The organism is Sphingomonas panacisoli, assembly GCF_007859635.1.
Taxonomy (GTDB): Bacteria; Pseudomonadota; Alphaproteobacteria; order Sphingomonadales; family Sphingomonadaceae; genus Sphingomonas; species Sphingomonas panacisoli.
This window is the reverse complement of record NZ_CP042306.1, coordinates 2,944,376-2,960,112: the sequence shown is the minus strand read 5'-3', so window position 1 is coordinate 2,960,112 and position 15,737 is coordinate 2,944,376. Positions and strand designations below refer to the sequence as shown.

General features: G+C 67.0%; 16 protein-coding genes and 1 tRNA gene. 7 read left to right on the top strand and 10 right to left on the bottom strand.

All coding sequences use genetic code 11. The features are described from left to right. Window positions 1-17: 17 nt before the first annotated feature. The 4 genes from FPZ24_RS14725 to FPZ24_RS14710 are packed head-to-tail and all read right to left on the bottom strand — an operon-like array spanning window position 18 to window position 4,169. On the bottom strand, window positions 18-1,334 hold the full coding sequence (locus tag FPZ24_RS14725) for a DUF58 domain-containing protein (RefSeq protein WP_146573227.1): 1,317 nt from the start codon (window positions 1,332-1,334) through the stop codon (window positions 18-20). Then, window positions 1,331-2,287 (bottom strand): AAA family ATPase, encoded by a 957-nt coding sequence (locus tag FPZ24_RS14720; RefSeq protein ID WP_146573226.1) that lies wholly within the window; start codon window positions 2,285-2,287, stop codon window positions 1,331-1,333. Before FPZ24_RS14720 ends, FPZ24_RS14725 begins: the two co-directional genes overlap by 4 nt. Then, the gene (locus FPZ24_RS14715) at window positions 2,284-3,501 is read right to left on the bottom strand and encodes a DUF4350 domain-containing protein (RefSeq protein ID WP_146573223.1); all 1,218 of its coding nucleotides are present in this window, start codon (window positions 3,499-3,501) and stop codon (window positions 2,284-2,286) included. Before FPZ24_RS14715 ends, FPZ24_RS14720 begins: the two co-directional genes overlap by 4 nt. Further along, window positions 3,498-4,169 carry a DUF4129 domain-containing protein gene (locus FPZ24_RS14710; protein WP_146573220.1) on the bottom strand — a complete coding sequence of 224 codons (672 nt, stop codon included), beginning with the start codon at window positions 4,167-4,169 and terminating at the stop codon, window positions 3,498-3,500. The genes FPZ24_RS14715 and FPZ24_RS14710 overlap by 4 nt, the downstream gene beginning before the upstream one ends. Window positions 4,170-4,319: 150 nt before the next feature. Between FPZ24_RS14710 and FPZ24_RS14705 the strand changes: the two genes are divergently transcribed. Then, window positions 4,320-5,111 (top strand): hypothetical protein, encoded by a 792-nt coding sequence (locus FPZ24_RS14705; RefSeq protein ID WP_146573218.1) that lies wholly within the window; start codon window positions 4,320-4,322, stop codon window positions 5,109-5,111. 13 nt (window positions 5,112-5,124) lie between these two features. Here the strand turns inward: FPZ24_RS14705 and FPZ24_RS14700 are convergent. Further along, window positions 5,125-5,198 (bottom strand) — tRNA-Gln (locus FPZ24_RS14700). Between the two features lie 137 nt (window positions 5,199-5,335). Between FPZ24_RS14700 and FPZ24_RS14695 the strand changes: the two genes are divergently transcribed. The 3 genes from FPZ24_RS14695 (at window position 5,336) to FPZ24_RS14685 (ending at window position 7,569) form a co-directional block, all read left to right on the top strand. Beyond that, window positions 5,336-6,394 (top strand): Ppx/GppA phosphatase family protein, encoded by a 1,059-nt coding sequence (locus FPZ24_RS14695; protein WP_186728892.1) that lies wholly within the window; start codon window positions 5,336-5,338, stop codon window positions 6,392-6,394. Further along, the gene (locus FPZ24_RS14690; protein WP_146573216.1) at window positions 6,391-7,065 is read left to right on the top strand and encodes an RlmE family RNA methyltransferase; all 675 of its coding nucleotides are present in this window, start codon (window positions 6,391-6,393) and stop codon (window positions 7,063-7,065) included. Before FPZ24_RS14695 ends, FPZ24_RS14690 begins: the two co-directional genes overlap by 4 nt. 129 nt (window positions 7,066-7,194) lie before the next feature. Then, the gene (locus FPZ24_RS14685) at window positions 7,195-7,569 is read left to right on the top strand and encodes a hypothetical protein (RefSeq protein WP_146573214.1); all 375 of its coding nucleotides are present in this window, start codon (window positions 7,195-7,197) and stop codon (window positions 7,567-7,569) included. Between the two features lie 101 nt (window positions 7,570-7,670). Here FPZ24_RS14685 and rpoZ read toward each other — a convergent pair whose 3' ends face one another. After that, window positions 7,671-8,015 carry a DNA-directed RNA polymerase subunit omega gene (rpoZ, locus tag FPZ24_RS14680; RefSeq protein ID WP_146573212.1) on the bottom strand — a complete coding sequence of 115 codons (345 nt, stop codon included), beginning with the start codon at window positions 8,013-8,015 and terminating at the stop codon, window positions 7,671-7,673. A gap of 122 nt (window positions 8,016-8,137) precedes the next feature. On the opposite strand from rpoZ, the gene FPZ24_RS14675 reads away from it, so the two are divergent. Beyond that, window positions 8,138-9,301, top strand: coding sequence for a phospholipase D-like domain-containing protein (locus FPZ24_RS14675; RefSeq protein WP_146573210.1), 1,164 nt, complete (start codon window positions 8,138-8,140; stop codon window positions 9,299-9,301). Here FPZ24_RS14675 and FPZ24_RS14670 read toward each other — a convergent pair. Further along, entirely contained in the window at window positions 9,288-9,923 is a 636-nt protein-coding gene (locus FPZ24_RS14670) for a class I SAM-dependent methyltransferase (protein WP_146573208.1), read from the bottom strand. The genes FPZ24_RS14675 and FPZ24_RS14670 overlap by 14 nt on opposite strands. A gap of 134 nt (window positions 9,924-10,057) precedes the next feature. On the opposite strand from FPZ24_RS14670, the gene FPZ24_RS14665 reads away from it, so the two are divergent. Both FPZ24_RS14665 and FPZ24_RS14660 read left to right on the top strand, forming a co-directional pair. Further along, on the top strand, window positions 10,058-10,381 hold the full coding sequence (locus tag FPZ24_RS14665; RefSeq protein WP_146573206.1) for an antibiotic biosynthesis monooxygenase family protein: 324 nt from the start codon (window positions 10,058-10,060) through the stop codon (window positions 10,379-10,381). A 41-nt stretch (window positions 10,382-10,422) separates the two neighbouring features. Further along, window positions 10,423-11,685: an MFS transporter gene (locus FPZ24_RS14660; protein WP_146574586.1), complete on the top strand. Its 1,263-nt coding sequence runs from the start codon at window positions 10,423-10,425 to the stop codon at window positions 11,683-11,685. Here FPZ24_RS14660 and rarD read toward each other — a convergent pair. The 3 genes from rarD to FPZ24_RS14645 are packed head-to-tail and all read right to left on the bottom strand — an operon-like array spanning window position 11,672 to window position 15,682. Continuing rightward, window positions 11,672-12,553: an EamA family transporter RarD gene (gene rarD / locus FPZ24_RS14655; RefSeq protein ID WP_146573204.1), complete on the bottom strand. Its 882-nt coding sequence runs from the start codon at window positions 12,551-12,553 to the stop codon at window positions 11,672-11,674. The genes FPZ24_RS14660 and rarD overlap by 14 nt on opposite strands. A 46-nt stretch (window positions 12,554-12,599) precedes the next feature. Beyond that, the gene (locus FPZ24_RS14650; RefSeq protein WP_146573202.1) at window positions 12,600-13,337 is read right to left on the bottom strand and encodes a glycosyltransferase family 2 protein; all 738 of its coding nucleotides are present in this window, start codon (window positions 13,335-13,337) and stop codon (window positions 12,600-12,602) included. 41 nt (window positions 13,338-13,378) lie between these two features. Continuing rightward, window positions 13,379-15,682 (bottom strand): CDC48 family AAA ATPase, encoded by a 2,304-nt coding sequence (locus FPZ24_RS14645; RefSeq protein ID WP_146573200.1) that lies wholly within the window; start codon window positions 15,680-15,682, stop codon window positions 13,379-13,381. Between the last annotated feature and the right edge of the window lie 55 nt (window positions 15,683-15,737).

Genomic DNA, 15,737 nt, shown 5'->3' with positions numbered 1-15,737 from the left:
CGCGTGGACGACAGCGGTCACAGCAGGTTCCTCCGCTTCAGATCGACATAACCCTGGACCAGCCGGTCGCCGACGCGATCATATTCGCTCTCGATGACGTGCGCGCCGAGGTGGCGAAGCCGGGTCAGCGCGAGCAATCGGTCCTTGAGCAACGCGGCGGCGGTCACCGCCCGCGTGATGTCGTCCGGGGTGCGCGGCGCCTTATCGACGATCGCTTCGAGTTCCTCGTCACGCAGCACGACGACCATCAGCAGATGCTTTTCCGCCAGCTTCGCGGTCGCGCGGATCATGAAATCGGCGCTGGTCAGGTCGGTGAATTCGGTGAACATCACGATCATCGACCGCCGCGTCAGCCGCGACGCGAGCGTCGTCAGCGCATAGGTGTAGTTGGTCTCGTCGCCCGAATAATCGATTTTGGCGGCGAGCCGCTGCAGCTCGGGAAACGCCCCCGCGCCGGAGATCAGCCCGCTGGCGATGCGCGGCCGCGAATCGAACGAGTGGAGCGCGACGCGATCGCCGAGCTTCAATGCGACCCACCCCGTCAGCAGCATCGCGCCGACCGCGCGGTCGATCCGCGGCACGCCCGCCACTGGCTCCGACATCTGCCGCCCCGAATCGACCGCGAAGACGATCTGGTTGTTGCGTTCGGTCTTGTATTCCTTGGCGTGGAGTTTGAGGTGTCGGGCCGATTGCTTCCAGTCGATCGCACGGCGATCCATGCCCGATCGATATTCGACCAGCGCATCGAAATCGGTGCCGTCGCCACGGTCGAGTTGCGTCATCAGTCCCTGCAGCGCGTGGCGCTGGAAGATTCGCGCGCCCTTTTCGTGAACCGGGCGAATGTCGGGCAGGATGGCGAGGCTGGCGTCGCTGTCGATGCGCTTGCCCTTCCAGATCAGCCCGATCGGCCCGCGCCAGCGCACCCACAATCGCGCGAACCGCGCGGTACCGCGCCGCCGCGTTTCGACCGGCAGCGCGACCGCGCCGCGCCCACCGCTCAGATCGACCGTCGCGCGTCCGTCATCCTCGATCTCGACCAACGCGTCGCTCGCGATCGCCACTTCGGCGCGGCGTGGCGCGCCCCTCGCGGTCGCGGTCACGCTGACCAGCGCCTCGACGCTTTCGCCGACGCTCGCGGCGCGGGGCAGCGTCAGCACCGCCTGCATGTCGCGCGCACTCATCGCCAACACGACGTCGATCAATGTCGCGAGCAGCACCAAGGCGGGCCAGGCGAGCGCGTAATACCAACGATCCGCCATCTGCATCGCCACCACCAGCGCGACGGGCGCGCCGGCCGCGGCGGCAAAGACGGCGAGGCGCGTCGGGTAGATCAACGCGGCGCTTCGATCTGCTCGATGATCCCGGTCACGACGTCCTCGACCACGCGCCCGTCGATTTCCGCGGCGGGCGACAGGATCAGGCGGTGGCGGAGCAACGCGGGCGCGAGTTGCTTGACGTCGTCGGGGATCACGAAATCGCGCCCGTCGATCGCCGCACGCGCGCGCGCCGCACCTGCCAACATCGCGCCGGCGCGCGGGGATGCACCGCTTTCCAGGTCGGCGACGCCGCGGGTGCCGCGGATGAGGCTAGCAATATAGTCGATCACTTCGTCGACGAGTCGGACGCCCGACACCGCCTCGATCGCGGCACCGATCTGCGCCGCGTCGGTGCGGGCGGTGACGCCCCAGCCTTCGGGTTCCATCGCGGTCGCGCGCGCGCCGTGCGTGGCGATGATCTTCCGTTCCTCGGCGGCCGAGGGATAATCGACGGTCTGCTTGAACAGGAAGCGGTCGAGCTGCGCTTCGGGCAGCGGATAGACGCCCTGCTGCTCGATCGGGTTCTGCGTCGCCACCACCATGAAGCGGTCGCCGAGCGACAGGCTCTCGCCGTCGATCGTCACGGTCCGCTCCTGCATCGCTTCGAGCAACGCGGCCTGCGTCTTGGGCGGCGTGCGGTTGATTTCGTCGGCGAGCAGCAGGTCGGTGAAGATCGGGCCGCGGGTCAGCGTGAACTGGCTGGTCTGGAAGTTGAACAGGTTCGCGCCGATGATGTCGCCCGGCATCAGGTCCGGCGTGAACTGGATGCGCCCGAACTTCAGCCCGATCGCCTGCGCGAAGCTGTTGGCGAGCAACGTCTTCGCGGTACCCGGCGGGCCTTCGAGCAGGATATGGCCGCCGGCGAACAGCGCGACCAGCATCAGTTCGACCGTCGCCTCCTGCCCCACGACCGCCTTGCCGACTTCCTCCCGGATCACCTGAGCCAGATTGCGGACCTCTTCGACCGTCACTTGCCCTTCTCCTTCTGCCAATCGTGTAATGCCTGCGCGGCGGCGACCAGGCCGGCCCGGTCGGATGCCGCGTCGGCGGCGGCGGCGAGGTCGCTGAACTTCGCCCTCCCGCCCATCTTGTCGAGATAATCGTCGACGCCCTTGTCGCGCAGCTTGCTGGGCACGCCGAACGCGATCACCGCGCGGTCGCGGATCACTTCGACGTACCGCCCGCCGAGCCGCGCCTGACGCCGCGCCTTGCGGATCAGCGCCGCCGAATTATCGACCAACGCCGCCTTGCCGAACGCGATCGCGCGCTCGCGCCGCACCGGTGGGCCGAAACGCACAAACGCCTGCCACCCGGCGAGCAGCATCGCCGCCACCAGCGTCAGCGTCATCGCCAGGAAGGGCGGGTCGAACGCCAGCCGCAGGGCGTTGGGCGATCGGCCCAGGCCGACGAGGGTGACGTCGAAGGACATCGGCTCGCTCGCGACGTTGAGCTGATCGAGCAGGTCGAGCGCCGCGGATGCATTCGCTGCGTTGCGCATGCCGACGTTCGCGAGCAGGTCGCCATCTGCGAGCACATAAAGCGGCCCGTCACCGATCTGGCCGAGTACGATCCGTCCCGCCTCGTCGGTCAGAAGCGGCCGCAGGTTCGCGCCGCTGATCGTCTGGAGCGGACGCGGCGCGGCGATCCGGATCGCGCTGTCCGCAAGCCAACCCGTCGTGGTCAGCGGCGCGCCGCCGCTCTTCGTCCGCGTGACCGTCAACTTATAGTCCGGCGCCAGCACGCCGTACGGCTCGCCGGGCGGCAACAGGCCGAGATGTTTGACCCAGCCCGGATGAGACTTGTCCTCGACCGTCTGCCATTTGGGCAGCACGATCAGCGTCGGCAGCCGGCTACGGCGCGTGATCAGATCGCCCATCGGCGTGTCGGCGGTCTGCGGCGTCAGGATCGTCAGCCCGCGGCTGTCGAGCTGATCCTGGTCGCGGACAACGCGGACATTGTATCCGCTCGCCTGCGCCAGCTGGATGATCCCGCTATAGCCGACCGCCGAATTGGACACCGCGTGCGCCGCGCCGCCGCCCTTCGGCGTGCTGCCCGGCGCATAGGCCGCGCCGATCACCATCGCCGCGAACGCGGCGACCCCGACCGCGACCAGGATGATGATCATGCGAAGGCTGAACAGCCCCGGCGCCTCGGCGCCGCTGCGCGAGATGGCGACGTCGCTCATCCGCGCCACTGCCCCGGCAACGCGAAATCGGCATAGGCCGCGCGCGCCTTCTGCCAGTCGTCGACGACGACCGGACGGCCGCCGAACAGGCTGTGTTCGACGTAACCCGCGATCCGCGCGAACAGTTCGCGTGCGACGGCCGGGATGCCGGTCGCCGCCGCCAGTTCGCGGCTGGTCAGCGAGGGCCGCACCAATTGCGGACGCTTTGTCTTGATGTCCTCGACCGATCGGAACAGCAGGTGCCGTACAGCCTCGGCATACAGCCCGCGCGCGGCGAGCGCGTCGGCTTCATCGAGCCAAGCGCGCGCCGGCGCGAAATCGGGCGCCCATTCCTCTTCGACCGCCACATCGACCGCGACCTGGCGCGCGCGCTTGCGCTGCAACGGCATGCGCCACTCGCCCGACCGGATGCGGGTGACGATCATCCATACCAAGGTCAGCGCGAGCAGCCCGATCACCGTCCACAGCAGGAATTGCGCGAGCGGGGCCGCGGGCATCAGGCTGGTGACCCACTCGAAGAACCGCCCGACCGGCTTCAGATGTTCGAGCAGCCATTTCAGCCAGCCCGGCAGTTCGGGCGGCTTGGGCGGGACGGCGCGGCCCATGCCGAACTGGATCGTCGGATCCTCGCGCAACGCCCGATGCGCGTCGGCGAACCGCTGCGACATCGACGCGGCGGCCTCGCCATGCCTGCTTACCTGTTCCGCCCCCGACACGGCAAGAATGCTTACCCGATGCCGAAGGGCGCGCAACCGCTAAAGTTATGCTGGACAGGCCTAGGTCGGGACGGCAGCTTATCGGCGGGAATAGAGGGGGTTATGGCGGCAGTATACGATCTGTCCACGGGCAGGGTGTCGATCGGACGCATCCTGTCGCGGGCGTTTGGCGCGATCACCGGCAACCCCGGCGTTACGCTCAGTATCGCCCTGTTGTTCGGGGCGCTGCCCCAGGCTGGATTCACCTATCTTCAGCGCGTTCTCGTTCGCTCCGATCGGATCGGACCGCTGAACACAGCGACGATTGTCGCCGCGGTCCTCTCGGCGGCGTTCGTCGGCATCGTGCTCGCGCTGGTCGTACAGGGCGGGCTGGTCCGCGCGACGATGGCCGAAATGGAGGGCGACCATGCGAGCTTTGGCCAGTGCGTCGCGAGCGGATTCTCCCGCATCTTGCCGATGCTGGGCATCGGGATATTGGTCAGTATCGGCTTGTGCGTCGGCCTGCTGTTGCTGGTCGTGCCGGGCATCATCTTCTACCTGATGTACACGGTGGCGGTCCCGGTGACCGTCGTCGAGCGGCGCGGCGTGATCGCTTCGATGAGCCGCAGCGGCGACCTGACCAAGGGTGCGCGTGGGATCATCTTCGCGCTGATGCTGATCGTGTGGGCGGTGACGATCGGCACGGGGTTGCTATCCGGCGTCGGATCGACGGCGATCGTCGGGATGGACGGTATGACGCCGGCGGCACGCGAATGGCTGGCGTTCGCGGTGGACGTCGTGGCCACGACGTTGGTGACGGTGTTTTCGTCGGCCATCCCGACCGCGCTCTACGTCGAACTGCGCGAATGGAAGGAGGGGCCGATCACCGACACGCTCAGCGAAATCTTCGCTTGAGCGGTCTGTAAGCTGGATGCCCGACAAGGACTCGAACCTTGATTGACGGAGTCAGAGTCCGCTCTCTTACCATTAGAGGATCGGGCAATCTCGGGCCGCGCCCTAAGCCAGGGTGTCCCATGGGTCAAGGGGCGCTCCTTGTCGCGTCCGGCGGATTGCGCTAGTTCGGTCGCCAAGCAGCGGAGGGCTATGGGCCGGACCGCAAGAACATAAAGAGCGACGGCATGGGAGATCATCCCGCGACGATGCCGCACCGGCATCCGCCCCGGCCCCCGGGCCCGGCGACTGCCCGTCCGGTACACCAGGCCAGGAAACGCTGGCACGACGCGCCGCATTATGCCGCGCTCGACCTCGGCACCAACAATTGCCGCCTGCTGATCGCGCGGCCGCAGGGCAACGGCTTTGCCGTGGTCGATGCGTTTTCGCGGATCGTCCGGCTCGGCGAGGGGCTGGCGTCGAGCGGCAGGCTGTCCGATGCGGCGATCGACCGCACCATCGCCGCGCTGCGCGTGTGCGCGGACAAGTTGCGCCGCCGCAACGTGCTCGTCGCGCGCTCGGTCGCCACCGAGGCGTGCCGTCGCGCGGAAAACGGCCCGGCGTTCATCGAGCGCGCCTATGCGGAGACCGGTATCAGGCTCGACATCATTTCAGCTGAGGAAGAGGCGCGGCTGGCGGTGCTCGGCTGCCACGCGCTGATGGAGCCGGGGGATGGGCCGGCCCTGATTTTCGATATCGGCGGCGGATCGACCGAATTGGTGCTGATCGACGCGAGCGGGCCGGAGCCGCACGTGCTCGACTGGCATTCGGCGCCGTGGGGCGTGGTGTCGCTGACCGAGCATGCCGGGGATAGCGGCGCGACCGACGCGAGCGCGCGGCTGGCGGCCTATGCGCGGATGCGGCAGCTCGCGACCGATAGCTTCGCCGAATTCGCCGCGCGCCTGCCCGCATCGCCGGTCGCGCCGCGCCTGCTCGGGACCAGCGGCACGGTGACGACGCTCGCCAGCGTCTATCTCGAACTCGATCATTACGACCGCGCGCAAGTCGACGGCCTGATCGTCCCGGCGCAATCGATGCGGCGGATCAGCAGCGATCTGTCGGGCATGTCGATCGCCGAACGCTCGCGTTTCCCGTGCATCGGTACCGAGCGCGCCGATCTGGTCGTCGCCGGCTGCGCGATCCTCGAATCGATCATGGACGTGTGGCCGGCCGAGCGGCTCGGCGTCGCCGATCGCGGCATTCGCGAGGGCATCTTGCGCCGCCTGATGGGGGCGAACCGGCCGTGAGAGGGACGGGGAGCGGCCGTACGCGGGTCAAGACCGCGCGCAAGCGGACGGCGCAGTCGACGCGCTGGCTCGAACGCCAGCTCAACGACCCGTACGTCAAGCGGGCGAAGGCGGAAGGGTATCGCAGCCGCGCGGCCTATAAATTGCTCGAACTCGACGAGAAGTTCGCGTTCCTGAAGGGCGTCAAGCGCGTGGTCGACCTCGGCCTCGCGCCCGGTGGCTGGGCGCAAGTCGTGCGCAAGGCGGCGCCCAAGGCGGCGGTCGTCGGGATCGACCTGCTGCCGGTCGATCCGATCGACGGCGTCACGATCCTGTTGATGGATTTCATGGACGACGCCGCGCCCGATCGGCTGATCGAGGAACTCGGCGGCGCGCCCGACCTCGTCATGTCGGACATGGCGGCGAACACGGTCGGCCACCCGCAGACCGATGCGCTGCGCACGATGGCGCTGGTCGAGACCGCGCTGGCATTCGCGATCGACGTGCTGCAGCCGGGCGGGACCTTCGTGTCGAAGGTGTTCGCCGGTGGCGCCGATTCGGCGCTCGTCGCGGAAATGAAGCGCAATTTCGCGACCGTGAAGCATGCCAAGCCGCCGGCCAGCCGCAAGGGATCGGTCGAGTGGTTCGTCGTGGCGCAGGGTTTTAAGGGCAGGTCGTCCGATCAGGCCTGATCGGCCCTTTTGCAGATCGGCGGAAACCGCGTAAGGCAATATTCGTCATTTTAGGTCAGGACGCAGGCGGTTGAACGCGTTATGTCGTCCGCGCCGCATCCGCGGTTGGTGGGCGTTCGGGGAGTTTTTATGCGGCGAGTGCGATTGACGGCAGCGTTGCTCGCATTGGTGACTGTGCTGATTGCTGCCCTGTTCTGGTTCCTGCCCGACGTCAGCGTGGAAACCGTCATCTGCACCGCGATCGCCGCCGGGTGCCTGGCGATCGTCGCGCCGTTCGAGGCGCGCTATCCGCCCGAGCGCAAGCGCGTGCTGGCGGCGTGCGTCGTCTATGTCGTGATGATCGGCGTCGCGTTGGGATTCGCGTTTCAGGGCTATGCCGACCGCGCCGCGCCGATGGGCGCGCTGGGCGCGCTCGCGGCGGTCGGGCTGATCCTGGTGCTGTGGTCGTTCGGGATCAGGAACCGCGTGTCGCGGCCGGCGTGGCGCGATTATTACGATCGGTAAGTGAGGTGCGACGCGGCAAAGCCGCGTCGTCGGACGGCGCTTTCGCGCCGCCGGCCGAGGTTCCGGCTGTATCCTGGATTAGCGAACGCTAATCCAGGGCCTCAACCGTCGTAATCCCCGCCCAAATTCTGATTCCGCGGCGGCGCCGCGGCGGTCAGGCGGAGCGCCTCGGCCGACTGCGACAGCGAGCCGACTTCGTCCGGCGTGTCGTCGTCGTCGATCTGCACCTTCTGCATCGACATCACCACGGCTTCCTGCAGGTGATCCGGACGCACCGTTTCCTCGGCGATCTCGCGCAGCGCGACGACCGGGTTTTTATCGCGGTCGCGATCGATCGTCAGGTCGGCGCCGCCCGAAATCTGGCGGGCGCGCTGGGCCGCGAACAGCACCAGATCGAAACGGTTGGAAACCTTGTCGACGCAATCTTCGACGGTGACGCGCGCCATGAAACGCTTTCCTTCGCAAAAACCGGAATATGGGAAGTCGCGCGCCCTACGGCAACGGGTGTCGATGAGTCAAGAAAATCGCGCCGCTTGCCCCGCCGCGCGGCCCCCGCGATAGAGGGGCGATGCCGAGCGAGCCCAGCTTCACCATTGGCGACGATACGCTCAGGCTGATCACCGAGGGACCGGAGCGGCTGACCGCCTTGCTCGACCTGATCGCGGGCGCGCAGACGTCGCTGCGCATCCTCTATTACATCTATGTCGACGACGATGCCGGGGCGAAGGTCCGTGCGGCGTTGATCGCGGCGGCGCGGCGCGGCGTCGCGGTCAAGCTGATCGTCGATGGCTTAGGCAGCGAGCATGCCCAGAACCACCGATTCTTCGATCCGCTCAAGGAAGCGGGCGTGGAGATGTGTCGCTTTGTCCCGCGCTGGGGGCGGCGTTATTTGCTGCGCAATCACCAGAAGCTGGCGCTGGCCGACGAGATCCGCGTGATCATCGGCGGGTTCAACATCCAGGATTCGTATTTCGGCACGGCAGAGGATCAGGCGTGGCGTGATCTGGGCTTCTATGTCGAGGGGCCCGCGGCGGCGCATCTGACCGGCTATTTCGACGCGCTCGATCGATGGGCGCAACAGGAACATCCGCCGCTCCGCTCGCTGCGTGCATTGCTGTCCAAATGGAGCGAGCCCGACGGGACGCGGCGCTGGCTGTTCGGCGGGCCGACGCGCAAGCCGTCGCCCTGGGCGCGCGCGATCCGCAAGGATCTCAAAAAAGCCAAGCGCGCCGACCTGATCAGCGCCTATTTCGCGCCGAGCCCCGGCATGCTGCGCCGGCTCGACCGGATCGGCGAGCGCGGGCGGATGCGGATCGTGCTGGCGTCGAAGAACGACCATGGCGCCGCGATCTGGGCGTCCCGCTTCACCTATGCCGGATTGCTGCGGAAGGGCGTCGAAATCTACGAATATCAGCCGACCAAGCTGCACACGAAGCTCTTCCTGGTCGACGACATCGTCTATATCGGGTCGGCCAATTACGACATCAGGAGCCTGTTCCTGAACCTCGAGCTGATGCTGCGGATCGAGGATCAGGCGTTCGCCGCGCACGTCCGGGCCTATATCGACGGCGAAGTCGCCAATTCCGAACGGATCACGCCCGCCATCTACAAGGCGCGCACGAGCCTATGGATGCGGGTCAAGCAGGCCGCGGCGTTCTTCGTGATGACGGTGCTGGACTATAACGTGACGCGGCGGCTCAATTTCGGCCGCGAAAAGCTCAAGCGGCGTTAGCGTCGTCCTCGCCCTTCCACGCCCAGAAATTGTGGCTGGGCGGGATCGCGATCCATTCGATGGAATAATCGATATTGTCCCAATAGGGCGTCAGAAAGTCGCGCACCTTGGGGCGGAATTGATAGACCAGGAACGCGCCGCCCGGCTTGAGCACGCGGTGCGTGGCGGCGGCGATCGCCGGCGCCACGCCCTTGGGAAGCGTCGAGAATGGCAGGCCGGACAGCACGTAATCGGCCTTCTCGAAGCCATGATCGGCGACGATCTTTTCGACGTCCTCGGCCGAGCCGAGCACCGGCACGAACCGCGAGTCGGTATATTTGATGCCGAGATAGTCGATGAAATCGGGGTTGGTATCGATCGCGATATAGGTGCCGTCGGGCGGCAGGCGATCGAGGATGTTCTGCGTATAGGTGCCGACGCCGGGGCCGTATTCGACGAACAACTTGGTGTTCGCCCAATCGACGCGCTTCAGCATCGTGTTCTGCAGCGTCTTGGTCGACGCGATCACCGAGCCGACCATGCGCGGCCGCTTGACGAATCCGCCGAGGAACATCGCCCAGGGGCTGGGGAGTTTGCGCGCGCGCGTCTCCTCATGGTCTAGGGCAATGCGGGGCTGAGCCATGATCTTCCTTAGCTTTTTTCGGCGCAATCGAGGCGCAACCAATAGTCCCTCTCGCAAAGCCGGAACGTTCGATCAAGCTTTTAGGCTCCATGCCGGGTTGCACCGAGGCGAAACCGGGTCCATCGCCACTCGACATGACCCAACGCCCGGCCGGTGAAATCGCGGTGATCTTCGTCTCCACGGTCACCGGCGCCGATTCGGACGGCTATGCCGTAGCGGCAGCGGCGATGGGCGCGCTCGCCGAAACGCAGCCCGGATATCGCGGAATCGACAGCGCGCGCGGCGTCGACGGGCTCGGCATCACCGTCAGTTACTGGGCCGACGAAGCTGCCGCGGTGGCGTGGCGCAAGAATGCGGACCATGCCGCTATCCGCGAGCGCGGGCGGGGCGTGTGGTACGAATCCTATTCGCTGCACGTCGCCGAAATCGCCCGCAGCTACGATTGGCGGAAAGCGTGAGCACGCGCTTCGACCGCGACTTCGCGTTGCTGTTCACCGTCATGCTGACGATCGCGGCGGGCAACACCGCGTTGCAATCGGTGCTCCCCGCGATCGGACGCTCGCTCCATGTCCGCGACAATGCCGTGGCGGCGGCGTTTTCGGTGTCGGCGTTGCTGTGGGTGCTCGCCGCGCCGTTCTGGGCCAATCGATCGGACCGGCAGGGGCGGCGCGCGATGATCCTGTTGGGGGTGGGCGGATTCGCCGTGTCGCTGACCCTGTGCGGCGTGTTTCTGCTGGCGGGAATCAACGGCTGGATCGGCGGGACGGCGGCGTTTCTGCTCTTCATCGTCGGACGGCTAATCTACGGCAGCCTGGGTGCGGCCGCGCCGCCGGCGGTGCAGGCGATCGTCGCCGGTCGTACGACGCGCGAGCAACGGACCAAGGCGCTGACGTTGCTCGGCTCGGCATTCGGGCTCGGCACGATCCTGGGTCCGGCGATCGCGCCGTATCTGTTGATGGGCAACGTGGGGTCGGTGACGATCGGGCTGTCGGGCCCGGCATTCCTGTTCGCGCTGTTCGGCGTGGCGATGTTCGTGACCGTACGGCGGATGCTACCCGACGACCGGACCGAGGCGGCACTGGAGGAGCCCGGCAGCCACGGCGCGGCCAATGCCTATCCGTCGATCGGCGGGCAATCCTCGGGTGCCAGCATCACCGCGGCGACCGCGTCGAAAAGCGAAAGGGTCGCGATGTTCGATCCGCGCGTCCGCGCCTGGATGATTGCCGGCCTGGTGTTCGGCCATGCCCAGGCGATGACTGGTCAGGCGATCGGCTTCCTGGTGATCGACCGGCTCGCGCTGCCGCCGACCGAAGCGCTGCAGCCCACCGGCATCGTGCTGATGATGGGCGCGGGCGCGGCGCTGCTGGTGCAATGGGGGCTGATCCCGCTGCTCAATCTGCAGCCGCGCGCGATGATGCTGGTGGGTCTGGTGATCGGTGCCGTCGGATGCGCGCTGACCGGACTTGCTACGTCGCTCTACGGCATCGCGACGGCCTATGCGCTGGCGAGTATCGGGTTCGGCTTCGCGCGGCCCGCCTTTACCGCCGGGTCAAGCCTCGCGGTCGGTCCCGACGCGCAAGGATCGGTCGCGGGCAAGGTGACGAGCGTCAACGGCGCGAGCTTCGTGCTCGGCCCGTCGATCGGTGTCGGACTGTACGAGGCACAGCATTCGCTGCCCTATCTGACCGCGGGAGCCGCCTGCCTGGTCCTGGTCGGTTATTGCGCGGTCGCGCTCCGGCCCACGCGCTTTACTCCGGCGTGACGACGCCCTCGCGGCGCGCGGTCAGCGTCGCACCCGCCGCGTAGATCGCCAGCGCCAGCCAGATCATCCCGAACGCCGCCCATTGCCCGTGGCTGATCGGCTCGCCGTACAGCGCCACGGCCAGGATAAGCTGGAGGGTGGGCGCCAGATACTGGATCAGCCCCAGATCGCTATAACGCACGCGCTTGGCGGCCGCCGCGAACAGGATCAGCGGGATCGCGGTCAGGATACCGGCGGCGGGGATCAGCAGCGGCGATGGCCCGGCCGCCAGCGAGCTACCGGCGAACACCAGCCACAGCAGCGATATCGGTGACAGGATCGCGGTTTCGATCAGCAGCCCGTCGATCGCCTCGACCGGGATCACCTTGCGGATCAGGCCATAGGTGCCGAACGAGAAAGCCAGCGTCAGCGGGATCACCGGCACGCCGCCCTGATGCCAGGCAAGGAACGCGACCCCGCTCGTCGCCAGCGCGACCGCGACGCCCTCCACCTTGCCCAGTTTCTCGCGCAGGATCAGCGTGCCGAGCAGGATGTTGACCAGCGGATTGATGAAATAGCCCAGGCTCGCCTGCGCGACATGCCCGCCATTGACCGCGAAGATATAGACCAGCCAGTTGATCGCGATGAGGATCGACGAGGCGGTCAGCGCGCCGACCAGACGGGGCGTCGCGACGATCTTGCGCAGCGTTGCCCCGTGCCGCAACGCGGCCGCCAACGCGATCAGCAAGACGAGCGACCCGAGGATCCGCCATGCCAGGATGTCCGGCGCGGGCATCGGCTTGAGCAGCTTCAGGAAGGCCGGGAGCAACCCCCAGATCGCGTATGCGGTAACGCCGTAGAGGATGCCGGGATTGATGCGACGGAGCATGGACGCGCCCTTGGCGCAAAAGCCCGTCCGTAGCGAGGAAGGATATCTACCGTATGTCCTTGTACCCCTTGGTCGCCGGTTTGCCGCTGAACAGGATCGAGAAATAGTTGATGAAGTAGATGCTCGCCATTTTGACGAAGCCCTGCTTCTTCATCCGCCGGCCCGATGTCGGCATCACGAAATGCGGGCAGAACAACACCTTGCCGAACTTCTTCGCGCGTTTGCCGATATCGACATCCTCGCCGTAGAATTCGATCTTCTCGTCGAACCCGCCCATCTTCTCCAGCACGTCGCGGCGGATCGCGAAATTGCCGCCGACCATCATGTGGCCGGTGATGCCGTAGAGCGGCCGGGCGGCGACGAACCAGCCGGTCGAGATCGCGTTGCGGATGCCGCTCAGGTCGTAGAAGCTGTAGGGACCGGACAGGCACGCCAGGTCGGGATTCCTGCCGAACTGCTCCCAGATCTGGTCGATCCAGCCCGCCGGCGGATGCGTATCGGCATCGACATAGGCCAGGATATCGCCGGTCGACGACGTGAAGCCGCGCTGACGCGCGCGCGTGATGCCCTTTTCGGGCTCGAACGCATATTTCACGCCCGGGTAGCGTTCGACCACCGCCTTGGTGCCGTCGGTGCTGTTGTTGTCGACGACGACGATCTCCATCGCCTGGTCGGCGACGTTGGCCATCACCGCGTCGAGGCACGCGGGCAGATAGGCTTCCTCGTTGTAAGCGGGGATAACGAGGCTGATCGTCGGCCTTCGCGCTTCGGTAGCGGCGGTCATCCGGCGGCTACTGCCACCCTATCCCGCCGCTGACCAGAACTTTAGTCGGTTCCTTTGGGGCCATGGGGGCGCAACTGGCCCGGCGCGATGAAGCCGATCGGCTGGAGCGCGGCGGCATCCTGCTTGATCGTCGCGGCGATCTGTTCGTAGTCGCGCTCCATTTCGGCGGTGACCGACGCGCGCGAATCGGCCAGGCCTTCCTCGAAATTGGCCATCGTCACCGTCTTGGCGTCGATATTCCGGCGCAGCGCGATCAGGCCGGCGCGGCGCGTGAGATCCTCGAGGTCGGCACCGGTGAAGCGCTCGGTCCGCGCCGCCAGCGAGTCGAGATCGACATCGTCGGCCAGCGGCATCTTCGCGGTCTGGATCGACAGGATCCGACGACGCCCGTTCTGGTCGGGGACGCCGACATAGATCAGTTCGTCGAACCGGCCGGGCCGCAGCAAGGCGGGATCGACCAGATTGGGGCGATTGGTCGCGCCGATCACGACGACCGACTGGAGTTCCTCCAGCCCGTCCATCTCGGCCAGGATCGTGTTGACCACGCGTTCGGTCACCTGCGGCTCGCCCATCCCGCCGCCGCGCGCGGGAACCAGGCTGTCGAGTTCGTCGATGAAGATCACGCACGGCGCGACCTGACGCGCGCGGGCGAACAGCTTGGCGATCTGCTGCTCGCTCTCGCCATACCATTTGCTCAGCAGGTCGGACGATTTGGTCGAGATAAAGTTCGCCTCCGCCTCGCGCGCGACGGCCTTCGCCAGCAGCGTCTTGCCGGTGCCGGGCGGGCCGTAGAGCAGGAAGCCCTTGGCCGGCCGGATGCCGAGCCTGCGGAACGCGTCGGGGTCCTTGAGCGGTAGCTCGACGCCTTCCTTCAGCCGCATCTGCGCGTCGTCGAGCCCGCCGACATCGTCCCAGCGGACGCGCGGGGCCTCGACCATCACTTCGCGCATCGCGCTCGGCTGGACGCGCTTCAACGCGTCGAGGAAGTCCTCGCGCGTCACCGCCAGCGTATCGAGCACTTCGGGCGGAATCGTCCGTTCCTGCAGGTTGAGCTTCGGCATGATCCGCCGCACCGCCTCGATCGCGGCCTCGCGCGCCAAAGCGGCAAGGTCGGCGCCGACGAAGCCGTACGTCGTGCGCGCGAGTTCATCGAGATCGACGCGGTCGCCGAGCGGCATGCCACGCGTATGGATGCCCAGGATCTCGCGCCGCCCGCGCTCGTCGGGAACGCCGACGACGATCTCGCGGTCGAACCGGCCGGGCCGCCGCAACGCCTCGTCGATCGCCTCGGGGCGGTTCGTGGCCGCGATCACCACCAGGTTCGCGCGTGCTTCCAGCCCGTCCATTAGCGTCAGCAACTGCGCGACGAGCCGCTTTTCCGCCTCGCCGGTCACCTGGCCGCGCTTGGGGGCGATCGAATCGATCTCGTCGATGAAGACGATCGACGGCGCATTCTTCGCCGCCTCCTCGAACACCTGACGCAGCTTGCCTTCGGACTCGCCATAGGCCGAGCCCATGATTTCCGGCCCGTTGATCAGGAAGAATTGGGCGTCCGATTCGTTGGCGACCGCGCGGGCGAGGCGCGTCTTGCCGGTGCCGGGCGGGCCATGGAGCAGGACGCCCTTGGGCGGATCGACGCCGAGTCGCTGGAACAGTTCGGGATAGCGCAGCGGGAGCTCGACCATCTCGCGCAACTGGTCGATCGTCGACGCCATGCCGCCGATATCGTCGTAGGTGACGTCGGCGCGGCGCGCGTCCTTCGGCTCCTCATATTCGGGGCGCAGCTCGATCTCGGTATTGGCGTCGATCTGGACGATGCCCTTCGGCACCGTCGAAATCACCGCGAGCCGGATTTCCTGCAGCGCATAGGCCGGCGCGCGGAGATATTGCGCGACGTTGGGCGGCATGCCCTCGGGATCGACGCGCTGCTGGCCGGCGGTGGCGACGACATCGCCCTGACAGACCGGGCGGCCGATAAACGTGCGATGGAGTGCGCCGGTCGACCCCTGCAGACGCAAATTCTGTTGGGCGGGTGCGAACACGACGCGCGTCGCCGCCTTGACCTCGGCCTTGCGCACCTCGACGAAATCGCCCGACCCGACCCCGGCATTGGCACGCTGGAGCCCGTCGATGCGGATCAATTCGAGGCCTTCGTCTTCGGGATAAGGTGCGACGGCGCGCGCCGGCGTGGTGGTTTTGCCGACGACCTCGATCACGTCGCCTTCGCCGATGCCGAGCGCCGCCATCAAGTTGCGGGGAACGTGCGCCAGACCGCGGCCGCTATCCTCGGGCCGCGCATTGGCGACCTGCAATTTGCGTTGGGGAGTATCGTCGCCGTCAGCCATCCAAAAACCCGTTCACTGCCGAAATGGGAGCGAACCAGATAGCGACGCGGTTCCC